The organism is Geothrix edaphica (genome assembly GCF_030268045.1).
Taxonomy (GTDB): domain Bacteria; phylum Acidobacteriota; class Holophagae; order Holophagales; family Holophagaceae; genus Geothrix; species Geothrix edaphica.
In genome coordinates, this window is record NZ_BSDC01000002.1 from 512466 (window position 1) to 526996 (window position 14531).

A 14531-nucleotide genomic window follows, 5' to 3' on the forward strand; every position below is an offset into this window, starting at 1 on the left:
GAGAGGTCGAGGGTGGGTCAGGCCTTCGGACGCAGGAGCTGCGGACGGAGGTTTGCAATCTGCCTGCGGTGGATCCCGAGGTGGAGCAGGTCCATCCGCAGCGCCTGCGCCAAGGTGATGGGCCCCGCCACGGGATGGGTGAAGAAGGCCTGGCCGTGGGAGTCCTCCTTGGCCTCTTCCGCAAACGCGCGCAGCCAGCGCACATGCCCGTCCCAGGTAGCCCGCAGCTCGGCCAGGGACCGCTGGCCCGTCGGCAGCATCCGCCGGGAGGGCACCCGCACGGGGATCCGCAACTTCAGGACCAGCAGGACCAGGAAGTATTTGAGGCGGTGCTCCAGGCCGCGCGGCTGCACCACCAGTTCCGCCCTTGAGGGGAGCCCCAGCAGGATGACCGACTCGGCCACCACCACATGCTCCAGAATCTCCAGGATCGACCAGGCCCCGGGCCGCGGCTTGGCCTGGAGTGCCGTGAGGTCGAGCGCCTCCAGCCCGTCCAGCAGCGCCCCCCTCTGGCTGTCCAGAGATTCGATCAGGTGATGCAGGGAACGGGGCATGGTGACCTTGACGGATGAGGCTGAGGACATAGAGAAGAAGGGAATCAACCCTTCCAGTAGGGCGCCAGCCGCCGCACGCCCTCCCGCAGCTGCTCAGGGGTGGCGGCGAAGCTGAGGCGCGCGTGGCCGCGGCCACCTTCGCCGAAGGCGAGGCCGGGGATGAGCACCACCTTGGCCTCGTCGCGCAGCTTCAAGGCGAAGGCCACGGGGTCCGCGTGGGCGGCTTCAGGCAGGGGCATGAAGTGGTAGAAGGTGCCGTCGGGGGCCGTCACCGCATGGCCCAGCTCCTCGCGCAGGGCCCCGGCCAGGGCCTGCCAGCGCTCCCCCACGGCGGCGCGGGCCTCGGCCAGGATCGCCTCCGAGTGTTCGATCAACGCCAGGGCGGCCCATTGCGCGGGCGTGGCCGTGCCCGTCACCGCGTAGCCGTGCACCGTGCGGGCGGGCACCAGCCAGGCGGGATCCCCCACGGCCCAGCCCACGCGCAGGCCCGGCGCACCCCAGCCCTTGCTCACGGAGCTGGTCACCACGCCGCGGTCCGTCACGTCCCGCAGGCTGGGGCAGCGGGTGCCGAAGTGCAGGTCCCGGTAGACCTCGTCGGAGATGAGCAGCACGCCCCGGGCCGTGCAGGCGTCGGCCACGCGCTTGAGCGCCTCCAGGCTCCCGCCGCCGCCCGTGGGGTTCGAGGGCAGGTTGAGAACCACCGCGGACACGTCCGGCGCGGCGTCCAGGGTGCGGACCAGCGCGTCCGCATCCAGGCGGAAGCGGTCCTTCGACAGGGGATAGGCCACGGGCTCCGCACCCGCCATGCGCGCCAGGGCCGGATAGGCCACGAAGCCGGGGTCGGGCATGAGGACCTTGGTGCCAGGCTCCACCCAGGCCTGGAACAGCGAGAAGAGCGCGCCCTGGGAGCCGGTGGTGATGAGCACTTCGTCCACGTGGGCGCCGTGGAAGGCGGCCACGGCCCTCCGCAGCTCCAGCAGCCCGACGTGGGGCACGTAGGCGCAGGGGCCCGGGTTCCGCAGCAGGGCCTTCCGGCCCACTTCCGGCAGGTCCCAGGTGGGCTCGCCCAGGCCCAGGGGGATGGCCCCAGGCGGCGTGCCATCTGTGATGGCGCGGATGGGCGAGGGCTTCAGCAGGGACAGGCGGGATGCGACGTTCATCTCAGGGCTTGCTCCAGGGCGGTGGCCGCGTCGGTCCTGTCGTCGCGGTACTTCACGATACAGGGGGCCGACACCTGGAGTCCGTGAGCCTTGGCATAGTCGCCCGAGGCCGGGCGCGACCCCGGCACCACCACGGCGCCCTCGGGCACCTCCTGGCGCAGCTCCCGACCGTGCACCAGATCGTAGATCACGGTGCTGCCGGTGATGACCACGCCCGAGGCCAGCACAGCCCGCTTCCGGACGACGATGCCCTCGAAGAGGCCCACGAGGCCGCCCACGAAGGCGTCATCCTCCACCACCACCGGCCGGGCGCCCGCGGGCTCCAGCACGCCGCCGATCTGGGCGGCGGCGGAGAGGTGCACCCGCTTGCCGATCTGGGCGCAGCTGCCCACCAGGGCGTGGCTGTCCACCATGGTGCCCTCGTCCACGAAGGCGCCCACGTTCACGTAGGCCGGCGGCATGATCACCACGCCCCGGGCGATGTGGGCGCCGCGGCGCACGGAGGAGCCGCCGGGCACGAGGCGCACGCCGTCCTCCAACCCGAAGTGGCGGGCCGGGTAGGCGGTCTTGTCGAACATGGGAAAGCCCGCGCCCGGCATCTCCACGATGTTCGTGCGCCGGAAGCCGCAGAGGATCGCCTGCTTCACCCAGGGATTGGCCTGCCAGCTGCCGTCCGGCCGTTGTTCGGCGGCCCGCACGATCCCGCTCTCCAGGGCGGACAGGAGCACCTGGTGCATGGCCGGCGCTTGGGGATCATTCGCCAGATCCTCGGGGGAGCGGCTGAAGAAGCGGTGGATGGTATCCGGGTCGACGACCATCAGATCACTCCCGGGAAGGTGCCCTCGGTGGAGAGGCAGAGGGCTTCGGCCAGGCGGGTGCGCGTGGCGGCGACGGCGGGGACCAGGGGCAGGCGCAGGCCTTCTCCGCAGAGGCCCAGCATGCGGAGGGCGGCCTTCAGCGGGATGGGATTGCTCTCGAGGAACAGGGCGTCCATGAGGGGCAGCAGCTGCTGATGGAGGCGCAGGGCCCCGGCCCGGTCGCCCCGGCGGGCGGCGGCGACCATGGCGGCAGTCTCCCGGGGCAGGGCGTTGCCCAGCACCGAGATCAGGCCCGAGGCCCCCACGGCGATGGAGGCCACGGCCAGGTTGTCGTCACCGGACAGGAGGACCTTCCCCCTCGGCAGCAGGCGGACGATCTCCGCGATCTGCGCGAGGTTGCCGCTGCTCTCCTTCACGGCCACCACCTGGGGGTTCTCCCAGAGCCGCGCCAGGACCGGCGGAGTCACGTTCAGCCCCGTGCGGCCCGGCACGTTGTAGGCGACGATCGGAAGCCCCGGCGCGGCCTCGGCCACGGCGGCGTAGTGGGCCACCAGGCCGTCCGGCGTGGGCTTGTTGTAGTAGGGCGTCACCACCAGGGCACCCTGGGCCCCGAGGGCCTGGGCCCGCTTCGTCATCGCGGCGGCCTGGCGCGTGGCGTTGTGGCCCGTGCCCACCACGACGGGACGACCGCCCGCCTCCTCAAGGCAGGCCGAGATGATCGCGTCGCGCTCGGCGTCGACGATGGTGGCGGCCTCGCCGGTGGAGCCCAGGGGTACCAGGAAGTCCGCGCCGCCGGCCACCACGTGCCGCGCCAGCTTCCGGAAGGCGGGGAGGTCCACCTCGCCCGAAGGCGTGAAGGGCGTGGCCAGGGCGACGGCCAGGCCGGACAGATCGAGGGTCATGGTCTTCCTCCAAACACAAAGAGCGGGTCGAGCAGATCGGCGGCCAGGTCGTCCATGGTGAAGACCCCCTTGCGGCCGTGGAGCCAGCGGGCCGCCGCCAGGGCGCCCTGGGCGAAGGGGGCGCGGGAGCGGGCCCGGTGGGTGAGCTCCAGCACCTCGGCGGGTGCGTCCAGGCCCACGGTGTGGGTTCCGAACTCGGCGCCGGCCCGGATCACGCCCAGGCTCAGCTGGTGGGGCGCCGGCGTGCCGAGGGTCCATTCCGTCTTGCGGGGGCAGCCCGCCATCAGGGCCGCCGCCAGGGTCTTGGCCGTGCCCGAGGGGGCGTCCACCTTGAGCCGATGGTGGTGCTCCACCAGGTAGGGATCCCGGGCGGGCTCCAGGGCGGCGAAGCGCCCCAGCACCGTGGCGAACCGGGCCATGAGGGCCACGGACAGGGAGAAGTTCGAGGCGGAGAGCACACCGATGCGCCCGGCCACACGAGCCTCGAGACCTGGCAGGGACCAGCCCGTGGTGCCGATCACCAGGTCCGTGCCGGTGCTCAGCGCCCAGTCGAGGTGCGCCTCCACGGCCTCGGCCACGCTGGCATCGATGGCTACATCGGCTACGTCGGCCCCGGCTTCCGGCGTGTCGCCGCGACCCACCTGCCAGGCCAGGGACTCCGCCGCCTCGGCGGCGATGGCGGAACCCAGGCGGCCCCTTCCGAACAGCCCGATGCGGAGCGTCACGGAGTTCCTCCCACCAGCACCTTGTGGAGGCGCCGCAGGGCCTCGTCGCCCTGCTCCTGCCGCACCACGAGGCTCAGGTTGATCTCATTGGCGCCCATGCTGATCATCTCCACGTTGATGTCCCCCAGCGAGGAGAGCAGCCGGGCGCCCAGGCCCGAGGTGGACTTCAGGCGCTCACCCACGGCGGCGATGATGGCGCGGCCCTCATGCACCTCCACTGTGGCGAAGGCCGAGAGGTCCTCGATCAGGGCCCGCAGGGGCAGGTTGGCCTCCACAGTGAGCGAGACGCTCACCTCGGCGGTGGCCACCAGGTCCACGCTCACCCCGCGCCGGCCGAACACCTCGAAGAGGCGTGCCAGGAAGCCGCTCTGGGCCAGCATGCGCGAGCTGCTCACCGTGAGCACCGTCACTGGGCCACGGCTGGCCAGGGCCGTGATGGGACGACCGGTCCGGACTTCGGCGGAGATGGTGGTGAAGCGGCCCTCCGGCTTCTGCGTATGTCGCACGGTGACGGGGATGCGGGCTTCCACGGCGGGCTGGATGGTGGCCGGGTGCAGCACCTTGGCGCCGAAGGCCGCCAGCTCAGCGGCCTCCGCGAAACTCAGCTCCGGGATGGGCAGCGCTTCCGGCACGATCCGGGGATCGCAGGTGAGCACCCCCTCCACATCCGTCCAGATCTGCACTTCCGCCGCACCCATCGCCGCGCCGAAGAGGGCCGCCGAGAAGTCGCTGCCGCCCCGGCCCAGGGTGGTGGTGAGACCATCCTCTGTGGCGCCGATGTAGCCCTGGGTGACCACAGCCTGGCCCGGCCCCAGCAGGGGTTTCAGGTGTTCCCGCGCGAGGGCCTTGATCGCCTCGGGTTGGGGGGTGGCCTCGCCGAACACGGCGTCCGTGCGAAGCACGGTGCGGGCATCGACCCAGGCGCCCCCCGCGAAGGCGGCGAAGATCCGCGTGGACAGGCGCTCGCCAAGGGAGGCGATGGCATCCATGCTGCGGGGGCTCAGCTCCCGCAGCATGGCCACGCCCCGGAGCAGGAGCTCCAGCTCCCCGAAGAGGTCTGTCAGGGCCGCGTCCAGGTCCTCGGGCACGGCGCCGGCGAAGAGCTCCTCCGCCGCCTTGCGGTGGGCGGCCATGATCAGCCGCTGCCGCTCCATGGCCCCGCCCAGGTCCCCGGCCTCCGCCGCCTTGGCGGCACCGAAGAGGCCGTTGGTGGTCTTGCCCATGGCGGACAGCACCACCAGGGGCGACTGGGGCAGGGCCGCCTTCACCAGGCCCGCCACCTGCCGCATGCAGGCCGCATCGGCCACGCTGCTGCCGCCGAACTTGAGGACGATCATCGGAGGTACCCCTTCGCATGGGCCAGCTCGGCATTCAGGATGCTGCCTCCGGCCGCGCCCCGTTCCGTGTTGTGGCCCAACAGCGCGAACTTCACCCCGAGGATGGGGCAGGGCCGCAAACGGCCCACATGGACGCTCATGCCTTCGTCCGTCTCCACATCGCGCCTCACCTGGGGCCGGTCCTCCAGGGTGTGGACATGGATGGGCACGGGCGGCGCGGAGAAGAGCTTGAGCCGCTGGGGCTCGGGCCTCCAGGCCAGCCAGGCGTCGCGCACGGCATCGAGCGAGGGGTTGCCCTTCAGCTTCACGCTCACGGCCTCCGTGTGGCCCTCGATGACGGGGACGCGGTGGCAGAGGGCGCTCACGAGCATGGGCGCCAACTCCACGTCCTTGCCCGTGAAGCGACCCAGCATCTTGGGGGTCTCCTCCTCCACCTTGGGCTCCTCGTTGCGGATGAAGGGGATCACGTTGCCGAGGATGTCGAGGCTCGCCACGCCCGGGTAGCCTGCGCCGCTGATGGCCTGCATGGAAGTCATCATCACGGCCTCGATGCCGAAGGCCTGGTGCAGGGGCGCCAGCGCCATCACCAGCACCGTGGCCGTGCAGTTGGCGTTGGTGACGATGCCGCCGGTCCAGCCGTGGTGGTGGCGCTGGACCTCCAGCAGGCCCAGGTGGTCCGCGTTCACCTCGGGCACCAGGAGCGGCACCTCCGGCGACATGCGGAAGGCCGCCGCGTTGGAGAACACCATGGCCCCGGCCCGCGCGAAGGCCGGCTCCAGCTCCTTGGCCGGGCCCGTGTCCAGGGCGCTGAAGATCACGGGTGACAAGGCGAACTCCGGCGTGCCCTCGGCCATGACCTGGTCGCCCAGGCCACCATAGGGCTCGCCATCGAGGCGCCAGGCGCAGGCATCGCGGTAGCGCTTGCCGGCGCTACGCTCGCTGGCCGCCAGGTGCTCGACGCGGAAGAGGGGGTGGTTGGCCAGCCGGCGCACGAAGCGCTGGCCCACGACGCCGGTGGCGCCCAGGACGGTGACGGGGATTTTCGTGGACATGGTTCAGTCTCCCAGGAAGTGCAAGGCCAATCGGTGGTTGAGCTCCACGCCCGCCTCCAGCTCGGCGAGGGTGAGGTGCTCCTCCAGCGTGTGCGCCACGCGGATGCTGCCCGGCCCCGCCAGCACCACGGTGCGGTCCGGCACCAGGGCCCGCAGGGTGGGCGCGTCGGAGCCGAAGGGCATGGCCGCGTGGTCGAAACCGGGAACCTCGGGGTAGCGATCCGGCGGCTCGTCCAGGGTGAGGGCCACCGAGCCCTCAGGTGGGGCCAGGCGGCGGGCCTCGTCCACGAAGGTGCTGCCGGGCAGCGTGCGGGCCATGAGCTTCGCCTCCGCCGAGGCGGGGATGGAGTTGAGGGCCTCACCCGCGCGGAGGATGCCCAGGTTCCAGACCTCCGGCCCCAGGGCCGGGTCCACGGGCCGGGGCTGCTCCCGCAGCCGCTGCAGCCAGTCCAGCAGGGGCCAGGTGGCGTTGAGGCCCAGCTCGGGACTGCCGCTGTGGACGGCCCGGCCGGTGCAGTGGAGGCAGAGGTGCTGGGCGCCGCGCTGCCCCGTGGCCAGCTTCAGATCCGTGGGCTCGCCGTTGATCAGGACCTTGAGATCCCCGAGACGATCGGCCAGACCCAGGGCCGCGGTGGCTCCGGCGCTGTCCGTCTCCTCCCCCACCACCCCCAGCCAGGCGAGACCCTCGCGGCCTTCGGCCAGCAGGGCCTTCACGGCCCCCAGCTGGGCCACGATCTGGCCCTTGGCGTCGCAGGCCCCGCGGCCATGGAACACATCGCCCTCCAGGCGCGGCGGCAGGTAGGGCGGCACCGTGTCGAGGTGGGTGGAGAAGAGCACCCGCGGTCGGCCCCAGGTGGCCAGCACGTTGGTGCGGCCCTCGGCCACCCGCTGTTCGTGGATCACGGCCCCCAGGCCCGAGAGCAGTGCCCTCAGCGGGGCCAGCCCCCCGTCCTCCCGGCCCGAGGTCGTCTCGCAGGCGCACAGAGGCTGGAGACTGTTCGCAAGCCAGCTTCGGAGATCAGCGGGGGTGGCGTTCATGGAAACCTCGGCGTGCCGACGGTGCCATCTGGAACGCGGTGGGAAGGCTCCCGCCGCCGCGCCTCAGGCCCTCCACGCCGGGTGACCAGCGCGACAGCCGCCGGGCTTTCGCCTCAACGTCCAGGGGCCGCGCCGATGATTCGCGAACCCTTCGGCGATCCTCCCCTTTCCCGTCGGGTCATCGGGTTCATCGCCCTCGCCGCCGGTACTGATGGGGACCGCTCCTCCATCGGAATCTCCACCTTCCCATGCCGGGGGCTTCCTCCGCAACCGGCTACCTGAATTCGGCGAGGAGGGCCTCGCCCCGGGGCCAGGGCCCGTGGCCGGAGGCCTGGTTCAGGTGCCCGCAGGGCCCCAGGTCCACGAAGCGGGCCCCCCAGTCCGCGGCCAGGGCCCGGGCCCTGGCGGGGGCCAGGAACGGGTCGTCGGAGGAGGCGGCCAGGATGGTCTCGAAGGGCAGCCGGTACCGCGGAATCGGTCCGAACGGCCGCAGGAGCTCCAGGCCGTCGGGCCGCTCCACGTCCGCGGGCGCCGCCAGGAGCGCCCCCCGGATCTCCCGGTCGTGGCTCCCGGCCCAGTGGACGATGGCCAGGCACCCCAGCGAGTGGCCCACGAGGATGGGTGGCTCCGTGCAAGCGGCGATGGCTTCATCCAGAGCCTCCACCCAGTCCACCTTGCGGGGGAAGTCCCAGTTGGGCATCTCCACTCGGGCGGCATCCCCCAGGCTGGCCTCCCACAGGCTCTGCCAGTGGCCGGGGCCCGAGTTCTGGTAGCCGGGGACGATCAGGATGGAGGCCATGGAGCACCGGGGGATGGCTCCATGGAACGCCCCCAAGGGCCGGAGTTCAAGCCTTCCCTGAGGGCCCCGGCGGCACCAGGGCATCCGCCAGCTGGCGCACGTAGCCGCTGAGATCGGTCACGGCCTTCACGGCCTTGGGGGTGGTCCGCAGGAGCTGGAAATACCCGGCGTAGGCGGCGTAGGCCAGCAGGGCCCGCTGACGGGCCTCGGTTTCGGTCAGCCCCAGGGCCAGGAAGGCCTCGGCGCCGAAGGCCAGCCGGCGCTCCGTGGCCCGCCGGAGGAAGGGCGCCACGCGGGGATCCTCGCCGGAGACCGCCAGAGCGGCGAAGAAGAGGCCGTTCTCCACGTCCTCGAAGGCCGCGAAGAGCAGCACCCGCAGGCGCCGCCGGGGATCGGTGATGCCCCCGTAGCGGGTCACTACGTCCGCGCTCTGGTCCTGCTCCCAGTCCACCAGGGCGGCCCGGATGAGGGCATCCCGGCTGTCGAAGTGCCAGTAGAAGCTCCCCTTCGTGACACCCAGGACCTGGGCCAGGGGCTCCACCGCCACCGCCGAGACGCCCTCCCGGATGATGAGGGCCTGGGCCGCCTTGACCCAGACCTCGGGAGACAGGGGCGTGGTGGGGCGACGGGGCTTTTTGCTGGGGGCGGGCATGGCGGCCTTGACAGGTAACCGGACCAGCTTACCATACCATACCGTATGGCATCCATACGCATGCGTATTGAGTCCCATGATCCGGGAGGCCCCATGCGACCGTCCATCCTCTCCCTTCTCGCGGCGCTCGCGCTGCTGGCCGTGGGCTGCGGCGTCCCCGAGACCGTCCAGCGCCGCAGCAGCCTCTCCGCCTACATGGGGACCAAGGCCCAGCCGCCGGCGGACCCGGGCGCCCCCCCGGCCCGCCTCCAGCTCCCCCTGCGGCTGGGCATCGCCTTCGTGCCAGCGGACCCCACCCAGGTCAAGGGCGAGGCCGCCCTGGCCAGTCCGGTGGGGGCCCTGGCCCCGGGCCAGGAGCAGGAGCTGCACCAGCAGGTGGTCCGGGTCTTCGAGCAGAAGCCCTGGGCCCAGAGCTTCAAGGTGATCCCCTCCCTCTACCTCACCAAGGGCGGCGGCTTCGACGACCTGGAGCGCGTGGCCCGCAGCTTCGGCGTGGACGTGGTGGCCCTCGTCTCCGTGGACCAGGTCCAGTTCAGCAGCCCCCGCTGGTACGCCTGGACCTACTGGACGCTGGTGGGCGCCTACATGGTGAAGGGCGACAAGAACGACACCACCTCCATGGTGGACGCGGCCGTCTATCACGTGCCTTCGCGCACCTTCCTCTTCCGGGCCGGAGGCGTGGGCACCGCCAAGGGCAGCTCCACCTGGTCCCGGCGGGAGGAGGCGTTCCGCCAGCAGAGCCGGGAGAGCCTCGCCCTCGCCATGACCCAGCTCTCCACCTCCCTCGACCAGGGCGTGGCCGCCTTCAAGCAGGACCTGATCAAGGGCGCCCGCAGGGATGTGCAGCTGGTGGACAAGGAGGGGAACCCCCTGGGCAGCTCCGCCTACGATCCCACCCGGCGCTGACGCCTGGCTGAGGCCCGGTGAGACCCCTGCTCTGCACCCTTCTCGTGATCCTCGGAGGCCTGGGCTGCGCCCGGATCTACCGGCCCGTGACCCTCGCCCCGCCACCCGCCACCCTCCAGGGAGCGGACCTCTCAGGGCAGCTGGTCCTCCAGCCCTGGGGGGACAACTCGAGGTACGAGCGGAAGGCCCTCCAGGCGAACCTCCGGGTGCTGGTCCTGACCGTGGAGAACAGCACCGCCACCGACCTGGAGATCCTGCGGCTGGAGCTCCCGGAGGCGACGGCCGCCCTGCGGCCTGAGGCTGCGGTGAAGCTCGTGAAGCAGCCGAGCCTGGCCTACCTCCTCTACCCCGTGCTCCCGGGCCTGGCCGCCCTGGGGGCCAGTGACCGCGGTGGCTTCGGGCCCTCGGACCGGGCCCTGTTGCAGGGGTTCGCCATCCTCGGGGCATGCATCGGGGTTCCGAACGCCATCATCGCCACGCGGAGCAACCGGCACCTGGAGGCCTTCTTCCGCGAGCAGGCCTGGTCCCCGGGGACCCTGGGTGCGAACCAGACCCGGCGGGGACTCGTGTTCCTCCGCTCTCCGGATCCCTACGCCCCCCTCCCTCTGCAGCTGGTCTACCGGGGGCCTGGCGGCGAGCGGAGGCTGCCCCTGATCGGTCCGGGCGCGCGGCCGCTCTGAGGGCCCCGGCCGGGGCTAGACTGGAGCTCCGGAGCGCCCCATGTCCCTCGTCATCGCCGGCAAGACCTTCAGCAACCGCCTCGTCCTCGGCACGGGCAAGTACAAGGATTTCGCCACCATGCAGGCCTGCTACCGGGCCGCGCGGGTGGAGATGGTGACCCTGGCCGTGCGCCGCTTCGACCTGGCCGCCCAGGGCGAGGACAACATCCTCAACTGGATCCCCAAGGACATCGCCCTGCTGCCCAACACCGCCGGCTGCTACACCCGCGAGGAGGCCCTGCGCGTGGCCCGCCTGGCCCGTGAGGCGCTCGACACGAACTGGGTGAAGCTGGAGGTCATCGGCGACCAGAAGTCGCTCTATCCCGACAACGAGGAGACCCTGGAGGCCGCGAAGATCCTCGTGAAGGAGGGCTTCACGGTGCTGCCCTACGTGAACGCCGATCCCATCCTCGCCAAGAAGCTCTGCGACGCCGGCTGCGCCGCCGTCATGCCGCTGGGCAGCGCCATCGGCTCGGGCCTGGGTGTGCAGAACCCCATGACGCTGCTCCTGATCAAAGAGGTCGTGGAGACCTACCAGCTGCCCATGATCGTGGACGCCGGCGTGGGCACGGCCTCCGATGCCGCGCTCGCCATGGAGCTGGGGGCCGACGGCGTGCTGCTCAACACCGCGGTGGCCGAGGCCGGCGAACCCACCAAGATGGCCCAGGCCATGGACCACGCCGTGATCGCGGGCCGCCTCGCCTTCGAGAGCGGACGCATGCCCAAGCGCCTCTACGCCAGCGCCAGCAGCCCCGTGGCGGGCGTGGTGGGGCGATAGGCGCACCCGTGCCCGATCTCGATCTCGCCCCCTTCGAATGCCGCGTCCTCGGCTGCCTGCTGGAGAAGCAGCTCAGCACGCCGGATATCTATCCTCTGTCCTTGAACGCCCTGGTGAACGCCTGTAACCAATCCAGCAACCGCGAACCCGTCCTGGCGATGACAGAAGCCGAGGTGCAGGCGGCGGTGGATGCCCTTATCGCGCGCGGCCTCGCGGAGCACTGGCCGGGCCGCGTGCTGAAGGTGGCCCACACCGCCAAGCCCACGTGGAACCTTTCAATCCAGGAAGCGGCCCTGCTGGCGGAGCTGCTGCTCCGAGGCCCGCAAACGCCCGGTGAGCTGCGCACGAACACCCGCCGCATGTACGTCTTCCCCGACCTTGCCGAACTGGAGAGCTGCCTCGCCGCCCTGATGGAGGCTGAGCCGCCCCTGGCCCTGCGCCTGGCCCGGGCCCCGGGCGCCCGGGAAGCGAGGGTGGCGCACCTGCTATCGGGCCCCGTGCCGACGGGGGTGGCAGCCCCTGGACCCGCCGCGCGCCCCGCTTCCGGCCGGTTGGACCAACTCGAAGCCGAGGTATCAACCCTCCGCGGGGAGCTCGCGGAGCTGAGAGCGGCCTTCGAGGCCTTCAAGGCCCAGTTCTAGAGATCGCGGAACGCCACCCTGAGGGCGCGGAGACCCTCCACCAGGTCGCTGCGGCGGGTGGGCTCCACCTGGAGCACCAGGTGGAAGGGCTGGGGCGCCAGGTCCTCGGCGGCGTCCGCCAGGACGGCCATCAGGGTCACGCCATCATCCGGAGGCGCGTCTTGGAGCAGTTGATCCGCTTCCAGGATCAGGAAGGCGCCGCCCTCGGGCAGGTCCGAGAGGCTGTCCCGCAGGCTGTCCCAGGTGCCGCCGAAGTGCGGCGGGAATTGGGCTGCGGCGGCCCATTCATCCATGAGCCCCGCGCGGGTCCGCATGCGGCTTCCCCGCAGCCAGCGGAGCGGGCGGCCCGGCCCGGCCGGCGCGGCGTCCACCAGGGCGGAGGGGGTACCGGACCACACGTGCACGCGAGGGCGCTGGGTCGAGGCGAGGAAAGACCAGTCCACGTCTCGGGCCATCACTTCACCTCGATGAAGGTGCGGTAGTGGTCCGCGGTGTACCACACCCGCCCATCACTGCCCGTGACCAGGCGCTCGACACCGCGGTTGCGCCCCTCGGCTTTGGGATGCACATCCCACTCCCGGTACTCGATGCGCTTGCGGCGGGTGTCGTAGCGGGGCAGCACGCCTTCATAGTTTCCGAAGATGCGCCCGCCCACGTAGCCTGGTGGGGCGTAGCCGTGCTGGCGGATGTAGGCCAGGGTCTCGCGGGCATGGACCGGGATTGCATCCTTCGGGACCGCCTGGACCTGGGCCTGGGTTTGGGGCTGGACCGGGGGGGCCGCCTCCGGTCCGCAGGCCACCGGCGCCAGCAGGGCGGCCAGGGCGACCAGGCCACCAGCCAGGTGCGCGAGGGTCCTCCGCCAAAGCGTCATTTGGCCTCCAAAAACCGGTCCCAAGTCTACTCTCGCCGGAATCACCCTCGTAAGGAGGATCCCGCCTCAAGCACGCCACCGTGCCGCTTATCCGCCCGCAGCAGCAAGAAGGCGAAGATCAGCCCAAGCAGTCCCAGCCCCGCGAACATGATCTGCGTGGAGGTGTAGGTGCCCGTCTTATCTCGCAACCAGCCGTTGAGCAGGGGGAACAGGCCCAGGCCGAGATTCTGAATGGCCGTCATGAGACCGAAGGCCGTGCCCACCCGGGATTCCTCCACCACGAGGGGAACCGAGGGCCACATGGCCGCGGGCACCAGCACAAAGGCCGCTCCCAGGACCACCATCATGGGAATGGGGTTCCAGTGCGTGATTCCCAGCAGCAAGTGGGCAGGTATGAGCAGGAGGGAGCCCAGCACCATGAGGGAGGCGCGCCTTCCGACTCGGTCCACAAGGCCCCCGGCGAAGGGCGCGAAGATCATCGAGGCGGCGATCACGATGCTGGTGACCCCGGGCGCCGTGGTGAACATGTGGGTGAAGTTGTAGAACACCTTGGTCAGGAAACCACCTGCCACGGCGTTCACGGAGGGCAGGCCCCACTTATCGTGGAACATGTCCGCGGCCAGATCCGTAAACGGGAAGATGGCGCTGTAGAAGGTCACGCAGAGCAGCACCACGAACCAGTAGGACGAAGTGAACTTCTTGATGTCCGAGAAGACGATCTTGTCCCCGGCCCCGGCAGTAGGCAGGGAGAGCACCTTCTCGCCATGCCGATCCATGACAACAAAGACCAGATTGCAGAGCACCGAGAACAGACAGAGCAGGGCCGCGGCCCAGAGCGCCGTCCGGAAGCTGTGGAAGTGGTCCGCGATGAGTTCCTCGGTGTTGAAGGCAAACAGGGTTCCCAGGCGGCTGATGGCGAGGGCGATGCCGAAGGCCATGGCCATCTCCTTGCCCTTGAACCAGCGGGCGATGATGGCGCTCTGGACCACGATGAGGGATTCCGAACCGGCCCCGAAGATGAGCCGACCCGTGAACAGCATCCACTTGGTCTTGGCCGCAGCCACGACGACCGCGCCAAGGAAGACAAGACAGCTGAACAGGAGGCTGGCCTTGCGGGGCCCCAGCTTGTCGTAGAGCATGCCCCCGAAGAACACAATGGCGATGGCGGCCACCGAATAAGCCGCATAGAGCTTTCCGATGGTGGCGCGGTCGATGTGCAGCTCCTTGATCAGCGTCGTGGCCAGGGCGCCGATGCTGTCGTACGCGAAGTAGCTGCCCACCACCAGCAGGCTGATGAAGATCAGGATGGTGAACCGGTAGAGCCGGGTGCTCGGGTGAAAGGCGCCGGGGATCGCGGTCGTCATCGTGGGGTCCTTTATCGGCCGGGGGTCACCAGGAATCTGGGGCGGGACCTCCACGGCCCCAAAACCCCGATGGTGACAGGGCCGGCTTTGAACCTCTAAATAGAATTGATTCTCATAAAAATTCATAACACTTAACAAGGCTGTTTTGCCTTCTGGCACCTAGGATTCATCCACGCACCTCAGTCCTTGTCATCCCCATCCACCCATCCGGAGCT

Annotated in this window: 17 protein-coding genes and 1 riboswitch; of the genes, 4 read left to right on the top strand and 13 right to left on the bottom strand. The window is 70.6% G+C overall.

Annotation, left to right across the window (positions count from 1 at the left end):
* Positions 1-17: 17 nt before the first annotated feature.
* From QSJ30_RS10150 to QSJ30_RS10195, 10 genes are all read right to left on the bottom strand, one after another.
* Positions 18-554 (bottom strand): DinB family protein, encoded by a 537-nt coding sequence (locus QSJ30_RS10150; protein WP_285608859.1) that lies wholly within the window; start codon positions 552-554, stop codon positions 18-20.
* 44 nt (positions 555-598) lie between these two features.
* A complete protein-coding gene (locus QSJ30_RS10155) occupies positions 599-1714 on the bottom strand; it encodes a pyridoxal phosphate-dependent aminotransferase (RefSeq protein ID WP_285608860.1) in 1116 nt (371 codons plus the stop codon).
* On the bottom strand, positions 1711-2532 hold the full coding sequence (locus QSJ30_RS10160; RefSeq protein WP_285608861.1) for a 2,3,4,5-tetrahydropyridine-2,6-dicarboxylate N-succinyltransferase: 822 nt from the start codon (positions 2530-2532) through the stop codon (positions 1711-1713). The genes QSJ30_RS10155 and QSJ30_RS10160 overlap by 4 nt, the downstream gene beginning before the upstream one ends.
* Entirely contained in the window at positions 2532-3434 is a 903-nt protein-coding gene (gene dapA / locus QSJ30_RS10165; protein WP_285608862.1) for a 4-hydroxy-tetrahydrodipicolinate synthase, read from the bottom strand. The genes QSJ30_RS10160 and dapA overlap by 1 nt, the downstream gene beginning before the upstream one ends.
* The gene (locus QSJ30_RS10170) at positions 3431-4159 is read right to left on the bottom strand and encodes a 4-hydroxy-tetrahydrodipicolinate reductase (RefSeq protein WP_285608864.1); all 729 of its coding nucleotides are present in this window, start codon (positions 4157-4159) and stop codon (positions 3431-3433) included. The genes dapA and QSJ30_RS10170 overlap by 4 nt, the downstream gene beginning before the upstream one ends.
* Entirely contained in the window at positions 4156-5496 is a 1341-nt protein-coding gene (gene lysC, locus QSJ30_RS10175) for a lysine-sensitive aspartokinase 3 (protein ID WP_285608866.1), read from the bottom strand. Before lysC ends, QSJ30_RS10170 begins: the two co-directional genes overlap by 4 nt.
* Positions 5493-6548: an aspartate-semialdehyde dehydrogenase gene (gene asd / locus QSJ30_RS10180; RefSeq protein ID WP_285608868.1), complete on the bottom strand. Its 1056-nt coding sequence runs from the start codon at positions 6546-6548 to the stop codon at positions 5493-5495. Before asd ends, lysC begins: the two co-directional genes overlap by 4 nt.
* Positions 6549-6551: 3 nt before the next feature.
* On the bottom strand, positions 6552-7586 hold the full coding sequence (locus tag QSJ30_RS10185) for a M20 family metallopeptidase (RefSeq protein WP_285608870.1): 1035 nt from the start codon (positions 7584-7586) through the stop codon (positions 6552-6554).
* A 57-nt stretch (positions 7587-7643) separates the two neighbouring features.
* A riboswitch (Lysine riboswitch) is annotated at positions 7644-7823 on the bottom strand.
* A gap of 37 nt (positions 7824-7860) precedes the next feature.
* Positions 7861-8385 (bottom strand): RBBP9/YdeN family alpha/beta hydrolase, encoded by a 525-nt coding sequence (locus QSJ30_RS10190; RefSeq protein ID WP_285608873.1) that lies wholly within the window; start codon positions 8383-8385, stop codon positions 7861-7863.
* Between the two features lie 46 nt (positions 8386-8431).
* Positions 8432-9037 carry a TetR/AcrR family transcriptional regulator gene (locus tag QSJ30_RS10195; RefSeq protein WP_285608874.1) on the bottom strand — a complete coding sequence of 202 codons (606 nt, stop codon included), beginning with the start codon at positions 9035-9037 and terminating at the stop codon, positions 8432-8434.
* A gap of 93 nt (positions 9038-9130) precedes the next feature.
* Between QSJ30_RS10195 and rhlP the strand changes: the two genes are divergently transcribed.
* From rhlP to QSJ30_RS10215, 4 genes are read left to right on the top strand one after another with little or no spacing between them, the layout of a single operon-like run.
* The gene (gene rhlP, locus QSJ30_RS10200; protein WP_285608876.1) at positions 9131-9943 is read left to right on the top strand and encodes a rhombotarget lipoprotein; all 813 of its coding nucleotides are present in this window, start codon (positions 9131-9133) and stop codon (positions 9941-9943) included.
* Between the two features lie 17 nt (positions 9944-9960).
* The gene (locus tag QSJ30_RS10205) at positions 9961-10623 is read left to right on the top strand and encodes a hypothetical protein (RefSeq protein WP_285608878.1); all 663 of its coding nucleotides are present in this window, start codon (positions 9961-9963) and stop codon (positions 10621-10623) included.
* A 40-nt stretch (positions 10624-10663) separates the two neighbouring features.
* Complete coding sequence (locus QSJ30_RS10210) at positions 10664-11440, top strand: thiazole synthase (protein WP_285608880.1); 777 nt, start codon at positions 10664-10666, stop codon at positions 11438-11440.
* A gap of 8 nt (positions 11441-11448) precedes the next feature.
* On the top strand, positions 11449-12081 hold the full coding sequence (locus tag QSJ30_RS10215; protein WP_285608883.1) for a YceH family protein: 633 nt from the start codon (positions 11449-11451) through the stop codon (positions 12079-12081).
* Here the strand turns inward: QSJ30_RS10215 and QSJ30_RS10220 are convergent.
* The 3 genes from QSJ30_RS10220 to QSJ30_RS10230 are packed head-to-tail and all read right to left on the bottom strand — an operon-like array spanning position 12078 to position 14316.
* The gene (locus tag QSJ30_RS10220) at positions 12078-12536 is read right to left on the bottom strand and encodes a barstar family protein (RefSeq protein WP_285608886.1); all 459 of its coding nucleotides are present in this window, start codon (positions 12534-12536) and stop codon (positions 12078-12080) included. The genes QSJ30_RS10215 and QSJ30_RS10220 overlap by 4 nt on opposite strands.
* Complete coding sequence (locus QSJ30_RS10225; protein ID WP_285608887.1) at positions 12536-12952, bottom strand: guanyl-specific ribonuclease; 417 nt, start codon at positions 12950-12952, stop codon at positions 12536-12538. The genes QSJ30_RS10220 and QSJ30_RS10225 overlap by 1 nt, the downstream gene beginning before the upstream one ends.
* Positions 12953-12993: 41 nt before the next feature.
* Positions 12994-14316, bottom strand: a complete 1323-nt coding sequence (locus QSJ30_RS10230; RefSeq protein WP_285608889.1) for an MFS transporter — start codon at positions 14314-14316, stop codon at positions 12994-12996.
* Positions 14317-14531: the final 215 nt, after the last annotated feature.